The sequence below is a fragment of the Paenibacillus sp. FSL R5-0475 genome (genome assembly GCF_038004585.1).
Classification (GTDB): Bacteria; Bacillota; Bacilli; order Paenibacillales; family Paenibacillaceae; genus Paenibacillus_AQ.
This window is the reverse complement of the sequence record NZ_JBBORK010000001.1, coordinates 6,403,188-6,424,506: the sequence shown is the minus strand read 5'-3', so window position 1 is coordinate 6,424,506 and position 21,319 is coordinate 6,403,188. Positions and strand designations below refer to the sequence as shown.

The 21,319-nt window shown below is 45.3% G+C and carries 13 protein-coding genes, 15 tRNA genes and 3 rRNA genes; 6 read left to right on the top strand and 25 right to left on the bottom strand.

The window, feature by feature from the left end; all coding sequences use genetic code 11:
• Nucleotides 1-64 precede the first annotated feature (64 nt).
• Nucleotides 65-1,522 (top strand): catalase KatA, encoded by a 1,458-nt coding sequence (katA, locus tag MKX41_RS28740; protein WP_340974184.1) that lies wholly within the window; start codon nucleotides 65-67, stop codon nucleotides 1,520-1,522.
• Nucleotides 1,523-1,678: 156 nt separating this feature from the next.
• Here the strand turns inward: katA and MKX41_RS28735 are convergent, their stop codons facing one another.
• On the bottom strand, nucleotides 1,679-1,873 hold the full coding sequence (locus tag MKX41_RS28735; RefSeq protein WP_042184993.1) for a sporulation protein Cse60: 195 nt from the start codon (nucleotides 1,871-1,873) through the stop codon (nucleotides 1,679-1,681).
• Between the two features lie 394 nt (nucleotides 1,874-2,267).
• Here MKX41_RS28735 and MKX41_RS28730 point away from each other — a divergent pair, with 394 nt between their 5' ends.
• Nucleotides 2,268-2,723 carry a GreA/GreB family elongation factor gene (locus tag MKX41_RS28730; RefSeq protein ID WP_060625163.1) on the top strand — a complete coding sequence of 152 codons (456 nt, stop codon included), beginning with the start codon at nucleotides 2,268-2,270 and terminating at the stop codon, nucleotides 2,721-2,723.
• 101 nt (nucleotides 2,724-2,824) lie between these two features.
• On the opposite strand, the gene MKX41_RS28725 is transcribed toward MKX41_RS28730, so the two are convergent.
• The 20 genes from MKX41_RS28725 to MKX41_RS28630 all read right to left on the bottom strand — a co-directional run bounded on the left by MKX41_RS28725 (nucleotide 2,825) and on the right by MKX41_RS28630 (nucleotide 14,515).
• Nucleotides 2,825-3,289, bottom strand: a complete 465-nt coding sequence (locus tag MKX41_RS28725) for a YdeI/OmpD-associated family protein (protein ID WP_340974179.1) — start codon at nucleotides 3,287-3,289, stop codon at nucleotides 2,825-2,827.
• A gap of 102 nt (nucleotides 3,290-3,391) precedes the next feature.
• Nucleotides 3,392-3,462: transfer RNA gene (locus MKX41_RS28720), tRNA-Gly, on the bottom strand.
• A gap of 12 nt (nucleotides 3,463-3,474) precedes the next feature.
• Nucleotides 3,475-3,548 (bottom strand) — tRNA-Pro (locus MKX41_RS28715).
• A gap of 30 nt (nucleotides 3,549-3,578) precedes the next feature.
• A tRNA-Arg gene (locus MKX41_RS28710) sits at nucleotides 3,579-3,655 on the bottom strand.
• An 8-nt stretch (nucleotides 3,656-3,663) separates the two neighbouring features.
• Nucleotides 3,664-3,738: transfer RNA gene (locus tag MKX41_RS28705), tRNA-Gly, on the bottom strand.
• Between the two features lie 6 nt (nucleotides 3,739-3,744).
• Nucleotides 3,745-3,828 (bottom strand) — tRNA-Leu (locus MKX41_RS28700).
• Nucleotides 3,829-3,843: 15 nt separating this feature from the next.
• Nucleotides 3,844-3,919, bottom strand: a tRNA-Lys gene (locus MKX41_RS28695).
• A 7-nt stretch (nucleotides 3,920-3,926) separates the two neighbouring features.
• Nucleotides 3,927-4,001: transfer RNA gene (locus tag MKX41_RS28690), tRNA-Gln, on the bottom strand.
• Nucleotides 4,002-4,017: 16 nt separating this feature from the next.
• A tRNA-Asp gene (locus MKX41_RS28685) sits at nucleotides 4,018-4,095 on the bottom strand.
• A gap of 25 nt (nucleotides 4,096-4,120) precedes the next feature.
• Nucleotides 4,121-4,197, bottom strand: a tRNA-Met gene (locus tag MKX41_RS28680).
• Between the two features lie 72 nt (nucleotides 4,198-4,269).
• A tRNA-Met gene (locus MKX41_RS28675) sits at nucleotides 4,270-4,346 on the bottom strand.
• A 17-nt stretch (nucleotides 4,347-4,363) separates the two neighbouring features.
• Nucleotides 4,364-4,439, bottom strand: a tRNA-Val gene (locus tag MKX41_RS28670).
• A gap of 6 nt (nucleotides 4,440-4,445) precedes the next feature.
• Nucleotides 4,446-4,517, bottom strand: a tRNA-Glu gene (locus tag MKX41_RS28665).
• A 16-nt stretch (nucleotides 4,518-4,533) separates the two neighbouring features.
• A tRNA-Ser gene (locus MKX41_RS28660) sits at nucleotides 4,534-4,626 on the bottom strand.
• Nucleotides 4,627-4,631: 5 nt separating this feature from the next.
• Nucleotides 4,632-4,707, bottom strand: a tRNA-Asn gene (locus tag MKX41_RS28655).
• 3 nt (nucleotides 4,708-4,710) lie between these two features.
• Nucleotides 4,711-4,787, bottom strand: a tRNA-Ile gene (locus MKX41_RS28650).
• A 58-nt stretch (nucleotides 4,788-4,845) separates the two neighbouring features.
• Nucleotides 4,846-4,962 (bottom strand): 5S ribosomal RNA (gene rrf / locus MKX41_RS28645).
• A gap of 75 nt (nucleotides 4,963-5,037) precedes the next feature.
• Nucleotides 5,038-7,966 (bottom strand): 23S ribosomal RNA (locus MKX41_RS28640).
• 232 nt (nucleotides 7,967-8,198) lie between these two features.
• Nucleotides 8,199-9,756: ribosomal RNA gene (locus tag MKX41_RS28635) — 16S ribosomal RNA — on the bottom strand.
• Together the 16S, 23S and 5S rRNA genes with 15 tRNA genes alongside form the textbook arrangement of a ribosomal RNA operon.
• Before the next feature lie 472 nt (nucleotides 9,757-10,228).
• Nucleotides 10,229-14,515 carry an S-layer homology domain-containing protein gene (locus MKX41_RS28630; protein ID WP_340974178.1) on the bottom strand — a complete coding sequence of 1,429 codons (4,287 nt, stop codon included), beginning with the start codon at nucleotides 14,513-14,515 and terminating at the stop codon, nucleotides 10,229-10,231.
• 167 nt (nucleotides 14,516-14,682) lie between these two features.
• Between MKX41_RS28630 and MKX41_RS28625 the strand changes: the two genes are divergently transcribed.
• Nucleotides 14,683-14,808 (top strand): DUF4023 domain-containing protein, encoded by a 126-nt coding sequence (locus MKX41_RS28625; protein ID WP_052404154.1) that lies wholly within the window; start codon nucleotides 14,683-14,685, stop codon nucleotides 14,806-14,808.
• A gap of 112 nt (nucleotides 14,809-14,920) precedes the next feature.
• Here MKX41_RS28625 and MKX41_RS28620 read toward each other — a convergent pair whose 3' ends face one another.
• Together MKX41_RS28620 and MKX41_RS28615 are read right to left on the bottom strand one after the other, a co-directional pair.
• Complete coding sequence (locus MKX41_RS28620; protein WP_340974176.1) at nucleotides 14,921-15,625, bottom strand: hypothetical protein; 705 nt, start codon at nucleotides 15,623-15,625, stop codon at nucleotides 14,921-14,923.
• Nucleotides 15,626-15,812: 187 nt separating this feature from the next.
• Complete coding sequence (locus MKX41_RS28615; protein WP_340974175.1) at nucleotides 15,813-16,334, bottom strand: GNAT family N-acetyltransferase; 522 nt, start codon at nucleotides 16,332-16,334, stop codon at nucleotides 15,813-15,815.
• A 164-nt stretch (nucleotides 16,335-16,498) separates the two neighbouring features.
• Here MKX41_RS28615 and mbcS point away from each other — a divergent pair, with 164 nt between their 5' ends.
• On the top strand, nucleotides 16,499-18,094 hold the full coding sequence (gene mbcS / locus MKX41_RS28610; RefSeq protein ID WP_340975119.1) for an acyl-CoA synthetase MbcS: 1,596 nt from the start codon (nucleotides 16,499-16,501) through the stop codon (nucleotides 18,092-18,094).
• Nucleotides 18,095-18,174: 80 nt separating this feature from the next.
• Here the strand turns inward: mbcS and MKX41_RS28605 are convergent, their stop codons facing one another.
• On the bottom strand, nucleotides 18,175-18,753 hold the full coding sequence (locus MKX41_RS28605) for an SMI1/KNR4 family protein (protein ID WP_042184979.1): 579 nt from the start codon (nucleotides 18,751-18,753) through the stop codon (nucleotides 18,175-18,177).
• A gap of 11 nt (nucleotides 18,754-18,764) precedes the next feature.
• The gene (locus tag MKX41_RS28600) at nucleotides 18,765-19,205 is read right to left on the bottom strand and encodes a HEAT repeat domain-containing protein (RefSeq protein WP_340974174.1); all 441 of its coding nucleotides are present in this window, start codon (nucleotides 19,203-19,205) and stop codon (nucleotides 18,765-18,767) included.
• A gap of 227 nt (nucleotides 19,206-19,432) precedes the next feature.
• Here MKX41_RS28600 and MKX41_RS28595 point away from each other — a divergent pair, with 227 nt between their 5' ends.
• Nucleotides 19,433-19,921 (top strand): DUF4358 domain-containing protein, encoded by a 489-nt coding sequence (locus MKX41_RS28595; RefSeq protein ID WP_042184975.1) that lies wholly within the window; start codon nucleotides 19,433-19,435, stop codon nucleotides 19,919-19,921.
• A 6-nt stretch (nucleotides 19,922-19,927) separates the two neighbouring features.
• Nucleotides 19,928-21,313, top strand: a complete 1,386-nt coding sequence (locus tag MKX41_RS28590; protein WP_340974172.1) for an MBOAT family O-acyltransferase — start codon at nucleotides 19,928-19,930, stop codon at nucleotides 21,311-21,313.
• Nucleotides 21,314-21,319 lie beyond the last annotated feature (6 nt).

Sequence of the window (21,319 nt, the reverse complement as noted above, 5' to 3'; positions counted from 1 at the left end):
CAAAAAACATTAATATAGAACTTATACTAAATCTAAAATCAAATCTTACGAGGTGATTCTATTAATGAGCTCCAATAATAATAATCTTACGACCAGCTGGGGTGCTCCAGTAGGCGACAATCAAAATTCAATGACAGCCGGTGATCGTGGTCCTACTTTGCTGCAAGATGTCCATCTGCTTGAAAAATTAGCCCACTTTAACAGAGAACGTGTTCCTGAACGTGTCGTTCACGCTAAGGGTGCTGGCGCTCATGGGTATTTTGAGGTCACTCAGGATTTAACTCGATATACAAAAGCTAATTTTTTATCTGAGGTAGGCAAGCGTACCCCAATGTTCATCCGTTTCTCAACGGTAGCTGGGGAGCTAGGTTCTGCTGATACTGTAAGAGACCCACGTGGTTTTGCTGTGAAGTTCTATACCGAAGAAGGAAACTATGATCTCGTAGGTAACAATACACCTGTATTCTTCGTTCGTGATGCAATCAAGTTCCCCGACTTTATTCATACACAGAAGCGTGATCCACAGACACACTTAAAGAACCCTAATGCGGTTTGGGACTTCTGGTCTTTATCGCCGGAATCTCTTCATCAGGTTACGATTTTGATGTCAGATCGCGGAATCCCAGCTACGCTAAGACATATGCACGGGTTCGGAAGCCACACCTTCAAATGGGTAAATGCCGAAGGCAATGCCGTCTGGGTGAAATATCATTTCAAAACAGAACAAGGCATTAAGAACCTTGCTCCAGATCTTGCCGCCAAAATAGCTGGGGAGAACCCAGATTATCATACAGAAGACTTGTTCAATGCTATTGATAAAGGAGAATTCCCAGCGTGGAAGCTCTACGTGCAGATTATGCCAATCGAAGATGCGAACACTTATCGCTTTGATCCATTCGATGTAACCAAAGTATGGTCGCAAAAAGATTATCCATTAATTGAGGTTGGCCGCATGGTACTGGATCGCAATCCAGAGAATTACTTCGCGGAAGTAGAGCAAGTTACGTTCTCTCCTGGCTCTTTCGTCCCTGGTATTGAAGCTTCTCCTGATAAATTGCTACAGGGTCGACTGTTTGCTTACGGCGATGCTCATCGTCACCGTGTAGGTCCTAACCATAACAGCCTGCCTATCAACCGTCCAAAAGTAGAAGTGAAGAACTATCAACGTGACGGTGGCATGGCACTCGGCAACAATGGCGGATCCGGTGCCTATTATGAGCCTAACAGCTTAGGCGGACCTAAAGAAGCACCACAGTACAAAACATCACCTTTCGAAGTATCTGGAAATGCCGACAGTGTCTCCTATAATAGTGATGACCATTATACACAACCTGGTGACTTGTATCGCCTGATGAGTGAAGAAGAACGTACACGTCTTGTTCAAAATATCGTAGGCGCTATGACACCAGTTGAAAGTAACGATATTAAACTTCGTCAAATTGTTCATTTCTATAAAGCTGATCCAGAACTGGGACAGCGTGTTGCATCCGGTTTAGGATTATCCGTCCCAGACGGAATATAAGACTGTAATTGCACTTATACAATCAAAGAGGACCTTTACCCGTAAATGGGAAAGGTCCTCTTTGTTCATAAGAAAAGCTAAAACATATAATATATAAGAACGATCACGATGCATAGCGTGGAGACAACAGATAAGCACGAAAAAAAAGTATTCCAGTTATTGCCCTTCATTTGTCTTATACACGACCAGTATACTGCTTCTTTGATGCTCTGCCCCATCACGTGAAGATTTGACTACCGAACCGTAACAGATATTCACAACCTGTTCCTCACGCAGCCCTGCCAAGAACTCATTCGCCTTATTCTCAGCATACGAATTATCAGCATCTACAAACTCTTTTACTTGAATCATCCTGATCTCTCCTTTAATAAATTATAGTTACTTTTTATGTCTAGATTCTATAGGTGAACTCAACGAAATGTACATGGCGTATCACTCCCCTGGTAACATTTAATGTAAAATTATCTTCGAAATATAGTATAGGCATTCCGCAGTTTTCTACGAAATGCCTATAACATCAGCCTATCATAGCACCCAACTATACAATAGTCAAACGTTTTAAATACAATATTTAGTAAGAATTTATTGCCTTTGCAAAATGGATTGGATTTACATATAGAAGCTGTTATACTGATCAGAAGGTTCCCTCTAGGGGACCTCTATTTGTATAGGAGGGATTTTAATATGGCAACGCGTCATAACAAATTTGCAAAGAATGTGCTACTTAGAGGGGGTGAAATCTACTATGAACCATAGTCTAATTTATGAAGGCTCAAGGACACAACTGGTCCAGCAGCTTATTTATTTTGATGAGGAAAAAATCGCATTTCTAAATCAGTATTTCCCGGAACGAAGCAAACAAAGAAGTAATGCTGAAACGCTGTTGTCCCGTTATTGCTCCGAGCTGGAACAATTACTTTCCCGTTTCAATGGTGAAGAATTGAATTCACTCGTATTGATTGGAAGTCAGCTTCAGCTACGCTACTTAGACGACAATACTACAGATACCTACACCATCGTATTTCCAAACCAGGCAGAACCCAATGATAACAAGATTTCAATGTTCTCGCCTATTGGCATGCAGCTGCTGTTAGCTCAGATCGGCAGTACATGTCAGCTAGCTATTCCTTCAGGTGAGTTATCAGTAAAAATCGAAAGTATTAAGTTTGTGAATTGTGGTGAGGTGGCCGTTCTTATTTAAGCCCACTCGCACATATCACCAACATTAACAGCGTCCCTTTCCAATCTTATGGAAGAGGACGCTGTTCATCTATTCAGCCTGTTAAGCACTTCTTCATACTTTTATTTGAGCCTCAATCCTTCACCCAGTTTACTGACTGATTTTTCGATACGAGATGCTCTGGTTTCAGGTCTTTTCGCCGCTTCGATCCAAGATACATATTCCTTCTGATAAGAATAAGCCAGACCGTTATAATAAGCTTCTGCCTGCTCATGGCTACTCAACGCATCAAGGAAATCCTCTGGGGCTTCTACCTCCCGTAATTGATGATCTTGCTCCATCGTCACATGCACAATATCACCAGGTTGAGCTTTGGCTAGATCCCGTAGTTCCTTCTTTACCACCATAAAATGCTTTCCGTTTCCATGGGGCATAAGCGTTCCTCTATAGGGGATTCCATTTACACTTCCTTTTACCTGTATTCTGGACTTTGTTTCAAATATTTGTTCGGCATCAAAAGGGACGTTAAGATAAGTCCAGCTCCCACTTGCATCAGGTCGCACTAATTTAGCTTCAAATTCAAACATTGCTACCTCCTCAACTAAAAGCCCTAAGTTCTATTGTATCCATATGAATGTAACTATACAAAAAAACACCTGCCTATAATAGACAGATGTTTCTTAATTATAAGCGGGTGATGGGAATCGAACCCACGCTATCAGCTTGGAAGGCTGAAGTTCTACCATTGAACTACACCCGCAAAGGTATAAAATCGGGATGACACGATTTGAACATGCGACCCCCTGGTCCCAAACCAGGTGCTCTACCAAGCTGAGCTACATCCCGTCAAAACATGTAATTACTTAGTAATAAAAATGGCGCGCCCTGAGAGATTCGAACTCCCGGCCTTTTGATTCGTAGTCAAACGCTCTATCCAGCTGAGCTAAGGGCGCAAAAATTATGGAGCGGAAGACGGGAATCGAACCCGCGACCCTCGCCTTGGCAAGGCGATGCTCTACCGCTGAGCCACTTCCGCAAAACATGGTGCGCGTGAAGGGACTTGAACCCCCACGTCGTGAAACGCCAGATCCTAAGTCTGGTGCGTCTGCCATTCCGCCACACGCGCACACTTTGAAAATAATGGTGAGCCATGAAGGACTCGAACCTTCGACACCCTGATTAAAAGTCAGGTGCTCTACCAACTGAGCTAATGGCTCTCATAAATGGCTGGGGATATAGGATTTGAACCTATGCATGACGGAGTCAAAGTCCGTTGCCTTACCGCTTGGCTAATCCCCAACAATAATTAACTAAATGGCGGAACCGACGAGATTCGAACTCGCGATCTCCTGCGTGACAGGCAGGCATGTTAGGCCAACTACACCACGGTTCCATAGACATAATGCATAAGAGTAAATTGGTTGCGGGGGCAGGATTTGAACCTGCGGCCTTCGGGTTATGAGCCCGACGAGCTACCGGGCTGCTCCACCCCGCGTCATTTAATAATTATATACTATTCATTTACACTACGCCAGCTAGTCCCAAAACATCATGCTTAAGGAAAATTTGGTTGCGGGGGCAGGATTTGAACCTGCGGCCTTCGGGTTATGAGCCCGACGAGCTACCGGGCTGCTCCACCCCGCGTCGTTCTTAAATGAATATGGTGGAGGCTGAGGGGATCGAACCCCCGACCCTCTGCTTGTAAGGCAGATGCTCTCCCAGCTGAGCTAAGCCTCCATGTTATGACCCGTATGGGATTCGAACCCATGTTACCTCCGTGAAAGGGAGGTGTCTTAACCCCTTGACCAACGGGCCATGCTAATAAACTTTGTGGCGGAGAGAGAGGGATTCGAACCCTCGAGACGCTTGTGGCGCCTACACGATTTCCAATCGTGCTCCTTCGGCCAAACTCGGACACCTCTCCATAAATGGCTCCCCGAACAGGACTCGAACCTGTGACAACTCGATTAACAGTCGAGTGCTCTACCAACTGAGCTATCAGGGAATATGGTGGGCCTTAGTGGACTCGAACCACCGACCTCACCCTTATCAGGGGTGCGCTCTAACCAGCTGAGCTAAAGGCCCTTTTTAAGACACATCAATATTAAGGGCAAAAAAAATACCACGGGTAATGTGGTTGTCCGCTTGGCGACGTCCTACTCTCCCAGGACCCTTCGGTCCAAGTACCATCGGCGCTGGAGGGCTTAACGGTCGTGTTCGGGATGGGTACGTGTGGAACCCCTCCGCTATCGCCACCAAACGGGCATTTACATCGTAAATGCTCAGGCTTGAGTCGCCTGAAAACTGAATCCGAATTGAATTTGCGTTCTAAGTATAGGATAAGCCCTCGACCGATTAGTATTGGTCAGCTCCATGCATTACTGCACTTCCACCTCCAACCTATCTACCTCGTCGTCTTCAAGGGGTCTTACTAATTGGGAAATCTCATCTTGAGGGGGGCTTCACGCTTAGATGCTTTCAGCGCTTATCCCGTCCGTACGTAGCTACCCAGCCATGCTTCTGGCGAAACAACTGGTGCACCAGCGGTACGTCCATCCCGGTCCTCTCGTACTAAGGACAGCTCCTCTCAAATTTCCTGCGCCCACGACAGATAGGGACCGAACTGTCTCACGACGTTCTGAACCCAGCTCGCGTACCGCTTTAATGGGCGAACAGCCCAACCCTTGGGACCTACTTCAGCCCCAGGATGCGATGAGCCGACATCGAGGTGCCAAACCTCCCCGTCGATGTGGACTCTTGGGGGAGATAAGCCTGTTATCCCCAGGGTAGCTTTTATCCGTTGAGCGATGGCCCTTCCATGCGGTACCACCGGATCACTAAGTCCGACTTTCGTCCCTGCTCGACTTGTAGGTCTCGCAGTCAAGCTCCCTTATGCCTTTGCACTCTTCGAATGATTTCCAACCATTCTGAGGGAACCTTGGAACGCCTCCGTTACTCTTTAGGAGGCGACCGCCCCAGTCAAACTGCCCGCCTGACACGGTCCCCGTACCCGGTAAGGGTACTAGGTTAGAACCTAGATACGATCAGGGTGGTATCCCAACGGCGCCTCCACCGAAGCTTGCGCTCCGATTTCTACGGCTCCCACCTATCCTGTACAGATCGTACCCAAATTCAATATCAAGCTGCAGTAAAGCTCCATGGGGTCTTTCCGTCTTGTCGCGGGTAACCTGCATCTTCACAGGTATTAAAATTTCACCGGATCTCTCGTTGAGACAGCGCCCAAGTCGTTACGCCATTCGTGCGGGTCAGAATTTACCTGACAAGGAATTTCGCTACCTTAGGACCGTTATAGTTACGGCCGCCGTTTACTGGGGCTTCGGTTCATAGCTTCGGGTTACCCCTAACCACTCCCCTTAACCTTCCAGCACCGGGCAGGCGTCAGCCCGTATACTTCGCCTTGCGGCTTCGCACAGACCTGTGTTTTTGCTAAACAGTCGCTTGGGCCTTTTCACTGCGGCCCCCTCGTGCTATTCACACTACCGGGGCACCCCTTCTCCCGAAGTTACGGGGTCATTTTGCCGAGTTCCTTAACGAGAGTTCTTCCGCGCGCCTTAGAATTCTCTTCTCGCCTACCTGTGTCGGTTTGCGGTACGGGCACCTTCTCCTGGCTAGAGGCTTTTCTTGGCAGTGTGAGATCATGACCTTCGCTACTGTAATTTTCGCTCCCCATCACAGCCCAGCCTTAACGATGTGCGGATTTGCCTACACATCAGCCTCACTGCTTAGACGGACATATCCATCAGTCCGCGTCACTACCCTCCTGCGTCACCCCATCGCTCATAGCGGATTACGGTGGTACAGTAATTTCAAACTGTTGTCCTTCGACTACGCCTTTCGGCCTCGCCTTAGGTCCCGACTTACCCTGAGCGGACGAGCCTTCCTCAGGAAACCTTGGGCTTTCGGCGGATCAGATTCTCACTGATCTTTTCGTTACTCATACCGGCATTCTCACTTGTATGCTGTCCAGCGCTCCTTACGGTACACCTTCAACCCACATACAACGCTCCCCTACCCCAGATACATACGTATCTAGCCATAGCTTCGGTGGTGTGTTTAGCCCCGTTACATTTTCGGCGCAGAGTCACTCGACCAGTGAGCTATTACGCACTCTTTCAATGGTGGCTGCTTCTAAGCCAACATCCTGGTTGTCTGTGCAACTCCACATCCTTTCCCACTTAACACACACTTGGGGACCTTAGCTGATGGTCTGGGCTGTTTCCCTTTTGACAATGGATCTTAGCACTCACTGTCTGACTCCCGGCAATAAGTATATGGCATTCGGAGTTTGACTGAGCTTGGTAATCCTTGCGGACCCCGCACCCAATCAGTGCTCTACCTCCACTACTCTTATACCGAGGCTAGCCCTAAAGCTATTTCGGGGAGAACCAGCTATCTCCGAGTTCGATTGGAATTTCTCCGCTACCCCCACCTCATCCCCGCATTTTTCAACATGCGTGGGTTCGGGCCTCCAGTGCGTGTTACCGCACCTTCACCCTGGACAGGGGTAGATCACACGGTTTCGGGTCTACGTCCACATACTCAATCGCCCTATTCAGACTCGCTTTCGCTGCGGCTCCGTCTTCTCGACTTAACCTTGCATGTTAAACGTAACTCGCCGGTTCATTCTACAAAAGGCACGCCATCACCCATAGATAGGGCTCTGACTTTTTGTAAGCACACGGTTTCAGGTTCTATTTCACTCCCCTTCCGGGGTGCTTTTCACCTTTCCCTCACGGTACTGTTTCACTATCGGTCGCCAGGTAGTATTTAGCCTTAGCAGATGGTCCTGCTGGATTCATACGGGGTTTCACGTGCCCCGCACTACTCGGGATCCGTCTCGGAGAGAACACAGTTTAGGCTACAGGGCTTTTACCTCTATCGCGGGCCTTTCCAGACCTCTTCACCTACCATATTCCTTTGTAACTCCATGTGAGACGTCCCACAACCCCTAAGAGCAAGCTCTTAGGTTTAGGCTGTTCCGCGTTCGCTCGCCGCTACTGACGGAATCACTATTGTTTTCTCTTCCTCAGGGTACTTAGATGTTTCAGTTCCCCTGGTCTGCCTCTACATCTCCTATGTGTTCAGAGATGAGTAACTGCGAATTACCACAGCTGGGTTTCCCCATTCGGACACCCCCGGATCAAAGCTTGCTTACAGCTCCCCGAGGCAGTTTCGTTGTTCGCCACGTCCTTCGTCGGCTCCTGGCGCCTAGGCATCCTCCGTGTGCTCTTATTAGCTTAACCTTGATTTTTCCTAAGAAAAATCTCACTAATAACATTTACTTGTTTACACAAGTTGCTAAAAGATGTTCTAAAACGCAAATTCGTTTCGGTATCCAGTTTTCAAGGATCAAGTCTTACTGAGAGCTTAAACTCTCAAAACTGAGCAACGAGTGAGTAACAGGCCTAAACCTGAGATTTTGGAAGCTTAACTTCCGATTTGAATGTCTTCATTGCAGAAGACGATTCTCCATAGAAAGGAGGTGATCCAGCCGCACCTTCCGATACGGCTACCTTGTTACGACTTCACCCCAATCATCTACCCCACCTTCGGCGGCTGGCTCCCTTGCGGGTTACCCCACCGACTTCGGGTGTTGTAAACTCTCGTGGTGTGACGGGCGGTGTGTACAAGACCCGGGAACGTATTCACCGCGGCATGCTGATCCGCGATTACTAGCAATTCCGACTTCATGCAGGCGAGTTGCAGCCTGCAATCCGAACTGAGACCGGCTTTGATGGGATTGGCTTCACCTCGCGGCTTCGCTTCCCGTTGTACCGGCCATTGTAGTACGTGTGTAGCCCAGGTCATAAGGGGCATGATGATTTGACGTCATCCCCACCTTCCTCCGGTTTGTCACCGGCAGTCACTCTAGAGTGCCCAGCTTAACCTGCTGGCAACTAAAGTTAAGGGTTGCGCTCGTTGCGGGACTTAACCCAACATCTCACGACACGAGCTGACGACAACCATGCACCACCTGTCTCCTCTGTCCCGAAGGCCGCCACTATCTCTAGTGGATTCAGAGGGATGTCAAGACCTGGTAAGGTTCTTCGCGTTGCTTCGAATTAAACCACATACTCCACTGCTTGTGCGGGTCCCCGTCAATTCCTTTGAGTTTCAGTCTTGCGACCGTACTCCCCAGGCGGAGTGCTTACTGTGTTAACTTCGGCACCAAGGGTATCGAAACCCCTAACACCTAGCACTCATCGTTTACGGCGTGGACTACCAGGGTATCTAATCCTGTTTGCTCCCCACGCTTTCGCGCCTCAGCGTCAGTTACAGCCCAGAAAGTCGCCTTCGCCACTGGTGTTCCTCCACATATCTACGCATTTCACCGCTACACGTGGAATTCCACTTTCCTCTTCTGTACTCAAGTCACCCAGTTTCCAGTGCGACCTCAGGTTGAGCCCAAGGTTTAAACACCAGACTTAAATGACCGCCTGCGCGCGCTTTACGCCCAATAATTCCGGACAACGCTTGCCCCCTACGTATTACCGCGGCTGCTGGCACGTAGTTAGCCGGGGCTTTCTTCTCAGGTACCGTCACTCCGATAGCAGTTACTCTACCGGACGTTCTTCCCTGGCAACAGAGCTTTACGATCCGAAAACCTTCATCACTCACGCGGCGTTGCTCCGTCAGACTTTCGTCCATTGCGGAAGATTCCCTACTGCTGCCTCCCGTAGGAGTCTGGGCCGTGTCTCAGTCCCAGTGTGGCCGTTCACCCTCTCAGGTCGGCTACGCATCGTCGCCTTGGTGGGCCGTTACCCCACCAACTAGCTAATGCGCCGCAGGCCCATCCCTCAGTGACAGATTGCTCCGTCTTTCATTCTTTCTTCAGGAGAAAAAAGAAATTATCCGGTATTAGCTACCGTTTCCGGTAGTTATCCCAGTCTAAGGGGCAGGTTGCCTACGTGTTACTCACCCGTCCGCCGCTAAGTTATTTTGAAAGCAAGCTTTCAAAATGACTCCGCTCGACTTGCATGTATTAGGCACGCCGCCAGCGTTCGTCCTGAGCCAGGATCAAACTCTCCAATTAGTATTGAAAAGAGCGATATGCTCATTTTGAAACATCTGACGAGAAAATTAATTCTCTAATTTTGGATTTCACTTTCGTGATTTCCTACTCACTCGTTGTTCAGTTTTCAAAGATCAAGTTCTCGTTGGCGCCGTTTAATGTCTCAGCAGCAACCCTTATACTATATCATGTTCGGCTATTTAATGTCAAGCTCTTTTTTTAACTTCTTTTTCGAGCTCGGCATGTGTATTTCTTGGCCGGACTTAGAATATATCATGTATAGAGATTCATTGCAAGCATTATTTTAAAATTCATATTATTTTGTATTCTGTTACTTCTTCATCATAATAGTCCACTTCCTTAGTGATGTTTTCCGGCAAAGTGATGGCCTCTTATAAAAAAAGCAATAAACACAAAAGAGCCCCAGCAGATAAGCTGAGACCCCTTTGTTAGATACAAGCTAAGCTTGAGTTCATTTCACGCAGATAATAGTTTACTTTTGCCCTTTTTCTAATAATGCAAGTATTATGGTAACCGCCTCTGCTCTTGTTGCCTTCTGGTTAGGTGCAAATTTATTCTGCCCTACACCATTCACAAGGCCTGATTTCGCTGCTGCTGCAATATATGGCACTGCCCATGCTGGTACATCCTTAGCATCATTGAAGGTTAATGTCGCTTTAGGATCTACCGTAATACCAAGAGCACGAACAATCATAACTGCTAATTCTGTACGTGTTAGCTCCTGCGTAGGACGGAATGTTCCATCATCATAGCCACTGATAATTTGCAGAGATACAGCCTGTGCCACAAAAGACTTAGCCCATGCTGGAATCTTCGCAGAATCCTTAAAGCTTGAAGTGTCACCATTCTCCGGCAATTGCAATGCACGTGCCAGCATTGTGATAAATTCAACCCGATTTACTTTCTGATTCGGACGGAAAGTATCATCCGGATAACCACTAACGAAGCCAGCTGCTACTGCTTTCTCGATAACAGCAGCCGCCCAGTGATTGCTAGTATCCGTTAAAGATGGCTTACTAACTGGCGTCGCAGTTGGTGAAGGCGCCGTTGTCGGTGCTGGTGTAGCTGTTGGCGCTACTGTTGGTGTTGGTGTTGGTGTTGGTGTCGGTTTTGTTGTTGGTGCTGTTGTTGGTGCTGTTGTTGGCGCTGTTGTTGGTGCTGTTGTTGGCGTTGGTGTTGGTGTAACTCCACCATTCTCATCGCCCTTAACAATACCGAACTCTTCAAGAACATATGGTCTAGCCTCATTAACATTCTGATCAATCTCATAAGATACAGCTGTCAGCTTCCCTGCATCTACAGTGATACCAACAAAGGTCTGAACTTGACCGCGCATTGGACGCGTAGCATCACTTGGGTCCGCTCCGTATTTAGCTGCTGTATTCTCATTGGCTACTTCAAAGAGATTATAGTAAGCATCTCCCAATTCTTTCTTCATGTTCTTATAGTAAACCTTCGCTCCTGCCGTAGCTGGAATCAGATAGATTGTTCCATCTGGGTTTACTGTGTACTCTACCGTTTGACCATTGAAGCTTTCCTTGATTTTCACTGTGTCTGCTGCAGTTCCGTCAGCCTTGATTGGCTTGGTTCGTGCATAGATATGATCGTGACCTTGAAGCACCAGGTCAATACCCAGTTCAGCCATCATTGGAGCGACTTTCGCTCTTTCTCCATTTGCGCCCATAATATCTTTGTCAGTAGCGTGGTTAGAGGTTGTGTATGGTCCTTTATGCATAGCGACGATAATCCACTTCGCTCCAGCAGCCTTCGCTGCTTTTACATCGGCCTTCATCCAATCCAACTGTGCTTTGCTGAAGTTAGCATATTCATCCGAATTCTCATTCGTGTTCAAGACTACAAAGTGCGCATTGCTGTAATCATAGGAATAGTATGCTCCTGTTTCTGTTGGTGAGCCTGCAGCTTCCTTAATATTGTAGTGCTCATAGAAGGCATTCGCTTTATCCTCATGGTTCCCCGCAACTGGAACAATAGTCGTATTTAGCAAGGTTTCCTGCGAATGGCCAAGCAACCAATTCCATTGTGATTCATTGGTTCCAGTATCTACGATATCTCCGTTAATCGCCACAAACTCAGCATTCGGGAATGTCGTAAGTGCTTTTGCCATCGTTTCTCCAGAAAGAATAGCCTCATCTTCGGTCTTAGCTTGTGTGTCCGCCAGATCGATGAAAGTAAATGCACCTGTCTTAGCAGCTGTTTCGAAAGTTCCCACTGCACTCCACAATCCCAGTGCTTTATCACCTACACGGAAGTAGTATTTCGTATCAGCCTTAAGGCCAGAAGCTTCAGCTTTATGAACTAATTCATCCTTTGAATTTCTGGAAACAGCTGAACGTCCTGTAAACTCAGCAGCTTTTGTAAAGTCTGGAGTAACGCCCGTGTTCTCTACAACCTGCAGGTCGTTTCCTGAAGATTTCAACGCTGTGTACCAAGTGAATCCTTTTGCACTCACTGGGTCGCCGTTAAAGGTAACTGTAACTTTTTTGATAGAATCGGTAGAAGCAATTTTAGCTTCTGAATTGGTTCTGTCACTTACCGCTTTGATAACAAATTGATAGGTTTGGTTCGGATTAGTATTTTCTACAGTGTAACTATAAGAAGTTTGACCTTCCGTATTAGGAACACTGAGAGTCCAGTTTGCAGATATCAGATCATTTTGCTCATAAATGCGATATCCTGATACCGGTGCACCGGATGCAGGCGCATCCCAAGTTAACGTGATTTTACCGCCATCTGCTACAGTAGCTTTTGCATTTTGCACAGGTTTAACAGCTACATCAGACTTATGAATGCTGTATTTATCATACAAGTCAGTAGATCCACCAGTTGTCGTGGTGTAGGCTTCGTATGAAAAATCATTATTCGTTACAGTCATTCCTGTGAACATTTCCTTACCAGGCTGCTCGTATTTAGCTGCAAAAGGAAACGGACCTGCGCCAACATTATATTTTTTATTACCCGCTGCATTTGTAATCAGGTATAACGTACCCTTAGGATCAGTTACCACTCCGTTTTTGTCCGGCTTAATATCCGTCAACGGCTGATTGTTGTACATTTGATAGCTTCTAGTATAGGTGTGGTCATGTCCTCCGATAACCATGTCAATACCAAGCTCATCAAATACCTTTGTCAAATTAGCTCTGTAATAGAGTACATCTGTATCATTTGTGTGACTGGCAACTGAATAAGGTGATTTATGCAAAAGCACAACCTTCCACTTCTGATCGCTTTTCGCGGCTTCACTGCGCAGCCACTCTACTTGTTTTTTGTAAATTTCGTTATTCTCAAGACTCGAGCTAGCACCATAATATTCTGTATTAATAACCATAAAGTGTGCTGAACCGTAGTCAAAAGAATATACCGAGCCATCTGGTTTTGCGCCCGTATTCGAGACATTAGGTAAATTAAAATGAGTTGTGTAATTGCTATAACTCTTACTTTCATGATTACCTACCAGTGGAACCAATGGAATATTTGCTAGAATATCCTTTGGTTTATTGAAGAACCATCCCCATTGTTCCTCAATATCACCGTTGTCTACCAAATCACCGGAATTCAGAATGAATTCACTTGTCGGGAATTTAGCCAATCCCTCTTGAAGGGTATGATTCCAAATATCAAAATCACCTTCAGTTGTACCTTGAGAGTCCGTTGTATATAAGAACTTAAATGCCTGATTACTGGAGCTTTCTGTTGTAAACGTTCCGATGTCACTCCAATTGTCAGCTTGTCCATCCCCAGCACGGTAAGCATACTCCGTTCCCGGCTGCAGATGATCAGCAATGACCTTATGGCTAGTCAGTACAACTGGTTTTTTAGCTGACTTATCCGCTTTGGTCATATACACGCTTGTTGTAACCGATGTTCCTTCGTAAGTTTGAACACCTACCGGGAACTGACCGTCCACTAATTTAGAAGCTTCTACTACTTCAAGCTTGGTACCCGTCACACTCTCAGGTGCATACCAGTTGAATCCCATACTAGTCTGAGGGTTTCCGTTAAAAGTCAGTGCGATGGACTCAGGCTTACCAACTCCAGGTTCTACAGGCTCTACTACCGGATAAGCAATCAGGTTCATATCCCAATAGAGGTCAGAGCTACCATCACTTGACTGATGCACCTCAGCTGAAAGCTCATTACTTCCGTCCTTCAAGTTAGCCTTTACTACTTCGGTAAGGTCTACCTTGGTATATTCGTTTGGATCACTTAAGTTAGTTGAACTTTTTGTTTGAAAATTAATTCCGCCCGCTGGCATAGCCTCACGGTAAATTTCTTTACCGTTCAAATATAGTACAGCTCCGTCATCAAATGCGAAATTACCCAAGATTTTATCGGATTTCGCAATCTCTTCCTTATTCACCGTTACGTTTGTACGGAAGTAAGAAGTACGATATTTCATACTCTTATTAGAACCGTAGCTTATATTTGTGTTCAGAGCACCAAATTGCTTGCTGCTGACTCCGGATCCACTATCTTTATAACCAAGCGGCGCTTGGCCAGACGCCCATGTTGAATCATCGTACACGGACCGCCATACCGTCCCTTGATCTGTTCCGTGATCTAGATACTTCCACGTAGAATTCCCTGCCAATAATGTAACAGGCTCTAACGATTGTAATTGCAGTAGTCCAGCATCCCCATTGCTGTCTTCAGCATAAGCTGGTATTCCTGTGAATGTAATTCCCAGTACCATAACGAAAGCTAAGGTCATGGATACAGCTTGTTTAAATAACCTATTCATAATCAGTCTCCCTTACTGTTCTATGAAATGCTTGCATCCATTTATAGTAACTATTAAATATTTTCGCAATGTCTTTATAAACATAGAAGTTTGTAAAGTACATCGTGTATGTATTCTTACAAAAGTGGTTACAGTAACGGCAAGGTTGCCAATCAAGGAGGATAAACATGGACGATACTCATGCTTTTGTAGAAAAAGTACATGACACCCAAAAGAAAGCTGAAAAGAATAAAGAAAATCACGGTAAAAGTACACCAAGTCAAAAGCTGCCAAATAAACAGCACAGTAAGTAAAAGCGTTTAAATCGTTGGCTCCCAAACACGACAAAGAAGCAGCAAGCCTCTCCAACTATGGGAGACTTGCTGCTTTACTTTTTAAGGCACAAAGATAAGTGCTAATGAGGGCTTATTTCGTCCATTTCACTACATTCACTGCTACTTTTTCTAATTGCGTCTTACTCAGTGTTTTATTCGGGGAACTAATAGTAACAAAACGATCATCCAGTTTATAGGTCAAGAACAACGAATCGGTAGATGGACTATACCATTTAGCTTCGGTTCCGTTAGAGAGCTTTACGGTTTCACCTTTATATTCGTAAGCGTAATCACGAGGAGAAATGTTCACCTTCATCTGCTTAAACAGAAAGTTCACACCATCATCTGAACCCACTACTTTTTGAAATGCGTCTCCACTCACCATTTGAGTAGGTGCATAGGCTGTTTCAAAACCTTGGAAATTGGCGAAGGCTTTAACAATCTCTTGTTTCTGAGTGTTGCTGTATTGTACAGGAGTCAGAGAAATAGTGTCAGTCACCGAGCCTCCTGTACCAAGGATAACCTGATTGTTCACCGCATCAAAGGTCACAGGCACCTTCATCACATCAGCAATCGCACGTACAGGAAGATAGGTTGTATTGTTATACGTAATTGGTGCCAGTGCATTTCCTTTATTATCAACTGGCGTATAAGCCGTGCCATTCACCTTAAATCCAATGCTGTGATTGAGATATGCCGTAATTTTCTGAAGTTTAGTTCCTGCGTACACACCGGCTGATCCTGTGACTACCATCCCAAACACCATTGTTGCTATAATTATTTTTTTGTCTTTCATAAGTAAGCCCTCCTCGAAAGTTCAATCTTTGTTCTTACTTTAGCTCAAACAAAATAAGATTATGTCTCTAAGTTGTTTCTTACTTGTACCCATTTTGTAATTAAAAAAATCAAAATATCATTAATTCAAAAAAAATAAAAACAGCAACCCGCTTGTCCTAAAAAGGATCATACGGATTGCTGTTAGATTAACTTTGATACGGCGTTGTAACCTTATACACTTCTGTATATAAAATTTCTCTATAAAGATTGAATTCTTCTACATCGACAGGGTTAGGGTAAGTCATAATTTGAAGCGGTAAATCCGCATTTCCCTCACGCAGAGGGGGCTGCACATACGCATAAGGATTCAAATGGAAGCCCAGTCGCTCATAAAAGCCAATTCTCCGTTGTTCCATTTCACCCAGTGGCGGCTCTACTTCAAGAAGCACAGGCTTGCCCGACTGACGGATATATTCTTCCATCAGCTTTTTACCAATGCCCCCACCTCTTATACTTGGGTCCACGGCAATATGTTCTACAAATCGAAATCCTGGAAACTCCCAGCAAGCTATAAAAGCAATGATTTTCCCCTCAGCATTCACTTCGGTAATCAATCGGTAATGTGGAATATCCAATAACTCCTGTTGTCCCTCATAGGTTCTGATCTCGGAGGTAGGAAAAGAGGCTTCCATAATGGCGAATATTTCATCAAAAGTTGTGTGATTCATAACATAGTTCTCACTTTCTGGATTTATATTTACACAAGTTATCTTAACCTTCTGAACCCTATGATATCAAATTTAAGCATCAAGGTACTAGTACCTGGTACTAGGATAACGTGCTATACTAAGCATAACAGTTATACACATCTTGTTTTATATAGGAGAGGTTCATATTGGATAATCAGCAGTGGATCGCACCTGAGTACTACAATCTCACTTCGGAAATGGAACGTCATGCTCCGGAAAAGATTGCGCTTAAGTGGTTGAATGAACAAGGAGACTACGAGGAGATCACTTACGGAGATCTTCGCAAGCAAGCTAACCAGCTTGCCGGAGGGCTCGCAGCACTCGGCCTTCAGCAAGGGGATCGTGTTCTTGTAATGGTTCCCCGTCGAATCATCGCTTATGTCATCTATTTAGCATGTCTGAAGCTAGGACTTGCCATTATCCCTTCATCAGAAATGCTTCGCGCAAAGGATTTATCTTATCGTCTGCGGCATTCCGAAGCCAGAGCTGTTATTGCCTGGTCCGAGGTCACTGATGAAGTTAATAAAATCTCAGACGATCTGCCTGCTCTGGATTACCGTCTTTCCGTATCCGGCGACCCTGACGAGCTCGGTCATGGATGGCTAGATCTGGAAGGCCTAATGATTGATCAGCCAGATAAATTCACAGCAGTCGAAAGCCACCGCGACGATATGGCGATATTGGCATATACCTCTGGAACAACTGGCAACCCTAAAGCAGTCGTTCACAGTCATGGCTGGGGATATGCTCACTTACGTATCACATCGCCTCAATGGCTCGATATCAAAGAAACCGACACCGTTTGGGCAACAGCAGCACCGGGCTGGCAGAAGTGGATCTGGAGCCCCTTCCTAACCGTCCTTGGCAACGGGGCGACCGGCTTTGTATATAGTGGATCTTTTCATCCCAAAAAATATTTGCAGCTGTTACAAGATCACAACATCGAGGTATTATGCTGTACGCCAACCGAATATCGCTTGATGGCCAAATTAGAAAATCTCAATCAGTATGACTTGTCCCACCTACGCTGCGCGGTTTCCGCTGGAGAGCCTTTGAATCAAGAGGTTATCAACACCTTCCAGCGTGAATTCAATATCACGATTCGTGATGGTTACGGTCAAACAGAAAGTACGCTTATTATCGGTACTCTCAAAGATACACCTATCCGAATAGGTTCTATGGGTAAGTCTATTGCTCCGGGTCTAATTGAAGTGGTAGATGAGGACGGCATTCCGTTACCTGCTGGAGTTGTTGGAGATATCGCAGTGCACCTAAGCATGCCAGCGTTATTCCATACCTATTACAAAGACCCTGGCAGAAAAGAAAGCTCTACTCACGGCGAGTTCTTCATAACTGGTGACCGGGCACGGAAAGATGAAGAGGGTTATTTCTGGTTCGAGGGCCGTGGAGATGACATTATCATTAGTTCGGGCTACACCATAGGTCCTTTCGAAGTAGAAGAAGCCCTTATGAAACATGCTTCGGTTAAGGAATGCGCGGTCGTAGCAAGTCCGGATGAAATCCGCGGACACATCGTTAAAGCTTTTATTGTACTAAAAGATGAGACCGCCGCTTCTCCAGAGCTTGTGAAGGAGCTGCAATCCCATGTTAAAGAGTGGACCGCTCCTTATAAATATCCACGCAAAATCGAGTTCATTCAAGATCTTCCGAAGACGACCTCCGGAAAAATACGGAGAGTAGAGCTTCGCGAGCAGGAGAAACGTGCTGCACAGGAGTAACATAACAGTAGATATTTAATATACAAAGAGCAGCTAGTCCGTAATAGGACTGCTGCTCTTCTTTATAGGGTATCAGCTTGTTACTCGGACCAATATTTCGCATCCGGGTTTAGAGCCGCGCCTACTTCGCCCTCTTTTACTAAATCGCAATCGAGGTAACCCTCTTCATCCAGGAAATAAACCTCCTGCTTGTAGAACTCACATAAAGTCTCCAGGAACTTTTCAGGTGATTCATACATGACAATCAGATCCCCAAAATCATGCAGCAGGTCACATACACGTTCCACACCATCTGCAGATTTATAGTAACAAATGAAGTCGCTACCGTAGTTCGTTAAGATCGGCAAGATAACGCCATCCGCTTGATGGCCTTTTTCCTCCAATATTCCAGCTAAAATCTTCATCTCTGCTTCATATTCATTAATATGAATTAGACGATACCCTGGAATAAATTCGATCAGACTTGGTTCTTCTTCCTCACTGCTTGTACCCGAAACTGTGTTATAAATGGCCTTCAGCAGTTCAGGGGCTTCCGGAAAAATCGCCGTAATCTTCGCTTCATTATCACCCTTACCTAAGCTGGCAATATAGTCAGGACGTAAGTCAGCGGAAAGCTTAAGATATTCTTGAAATTGTTCTGTCAATTTGTTAGTTTGCATGTTGTCATCCTTTACTTGTTCGAGGAATTCCACATCTTCATCAGCCAAGCGTCAAAGTCAGCGCCCTTTTCGCCTTCGTAAATATCGTACACGTCGATTCTCATCTTCTTCAGTTTCTCTTTGAAATCTTCGTACGAATGATCTCTTGGCAAGCTCTTCTTGATTCTCAGGAGTATTTTGGATACGCCTTTTACTAGCTCCGGTTTATTCTTGGACGGTACTTTAACATCTTCGCCGAATGCCTTCAGTTTAAGGTAAGCCGCTTCTTGAACTGTATATACAGGATCGCTCTCCATTAAACGCGTCAGGATATCGATAATTTGTTTGTGGTTAGTCTGTCCCAGTTCTTCAACAGCTTCTAGACGGGCTCTCCAATCCGCAGAGCGGTTGGCAGCTTTCTTTAATTCCTCGTAATTCTCCGGTAGTCCATTATTGTTCAGTTCTTCGATCATTCCGTTCAATCCCCTTCTATTCAAAACTATCTATCTAACATTAACAGTATAACCAACCATTGCGCAAGCTAAGAGAGGAAGATCTTTGCATGACCTTTTCCTTCAAACATATTTCCACAAAATTGGGGTAAAGTATTCGAAAGAAAGTGTCCCGCAACATTCTATAGACTCTTTACGTTAGTTAACTAGAGAAACGTAGATCAAACACACCAAGGAGAGTGACCTAATTGAAAAAACATACCTTCATTCTAGCGTTAACTATTGTATTAAGTGTAATGCTTAGCGCCTGTTCCAGCAGTAACAATGAAGCCGTTGTCGAAACCAATCTGACGCCGAAAGAAATGATCGACGAGATGCTCGCAAAAGTGGAACAGCCTTCATTAATGGAAGTTGAAGAAGATATGGTAGCTCAGCTGTACCATCTAGCTCCATCATTACTTGAAGATTATAGCATTAGAATGCCAATGATGAATGTGAAAAGTAACGAAATTGCCATTTTAAAAGTTAAAGATGCAAAAGATATCTCTACTGTCGAAACCGCCGTCAAAGAGCGTGCGACTGATATTCAAAAGCAATTCGAACAATACCTTCCGGATCAGTATGAGAACGCCCAAAATTATAAGCTGGTCACAAAAGGCAATTACATCTTATTCGTGATTTCGGAGAGTGCTGATCAGCTGGTGACTGAATTTGATACCTTGTTTACTAAAAAATAATTAGCGATGGTATTCAGCAGCCTACTGTTCCTTTTCCTGTTCCTGCCGGCTGTCCTTGCACTCTACTATGTTTCGCCTTGGCGAATCAAAAACCTCATATTGTTCTTAAGCAGTCTGGTGTTTTATGCTTGGGGCGAACCCGTCTACATTGTAATTATGTTGCTGTCCACCATTACGGATTACGGCTTTGGTCTACTTCTTAGTAGACCGAAGCTAACTAAGGTACAGCGCAAGTGGATTGTGGTTAGCTCTATGGTTATTAACCTGGGCTTATTGTCGTATTTCAAATATGCAGATTTTCTCATCCAAAATGTAAATGAACTCCTCGGTACTCATATCCCATTAACTGATTTACCACTACCTATTGGGATTTCGTTCTATACCTTTCAATCCATGTCGTACATCATTGACGTATACAGAGGAACTGTTAAAGCACAGCGAAATTGGATTGATTTCGGAACGTTTGTAGCCTTGTTCCCGCAATTAGTAGCCGGTCCTATCGTTCAATACAACACCATTGCAGAGCAATTACGAGCGCGTTCGGTGGATATCCCCATGTTCGCAGAGGGTGTACGAAGATTCATTATCGGACTAGCCAAAAAAGTGCTGCTTGCCAATAACATCGGTTTGCTCTGGCACACCATCTCCAGCTCCAATCTAGATTCCATGCCTGCTTTAACCGCCTGGATTGGCATTATTGCATTTGCTTTTCAGATCTATTTTGATTTCAGTGGATATTCGGATATGGCGATTGGCCTCGGACTTATGTTCGGCTTCCGCTTTAACGAGAACTTCAACAAACCTTATATTTCACAGAGCATTACCGACTTCTGGCGGAGATGGCATATTTCCCTTAGCAGTTGGTTTCGTGACTACGTATATATCCCGCTTGGAGGCAACCGCCGGGGTTTAGGCATTCAAGTTTGCAATATCCTCATCGTCTGGCTGTTGACGGGAATCTGGCACGGAGCAAGCTGGAATTTTCTACTCTGGGGATTATACTTTGGGGTTATTCTTATCTTTGAAAAATGGTGGGGATTAAAGCTACTGAGCCGCCTACCGCGCTGGGTTAGGCATCTATATGCCATTGTACTTATTCTCATCGGATGGGTCTTGTTCGCCTTTGAAGAACTTCCATTGGTGCTTAGTTACTTGCAAGCGATGCTCGGCTTTAACGGTCAGCCATTGTGGAATACCACTACTTTATACTTCACTTACACTAACGCGATTCTACTCGTCGTACTAACTTTAGCCTCTGCACCTTTAAAAGCTCCCAAGCGTATGGATGCTAGAACGATTCCTTCTCTTGTTTGGTATGGTGTGCTATTCTTCCTATCTGTCGCTTACTTAGTGGATGCTACCTTTAACCCGTTCTTATATTTCCGATTCTAGGGGGTG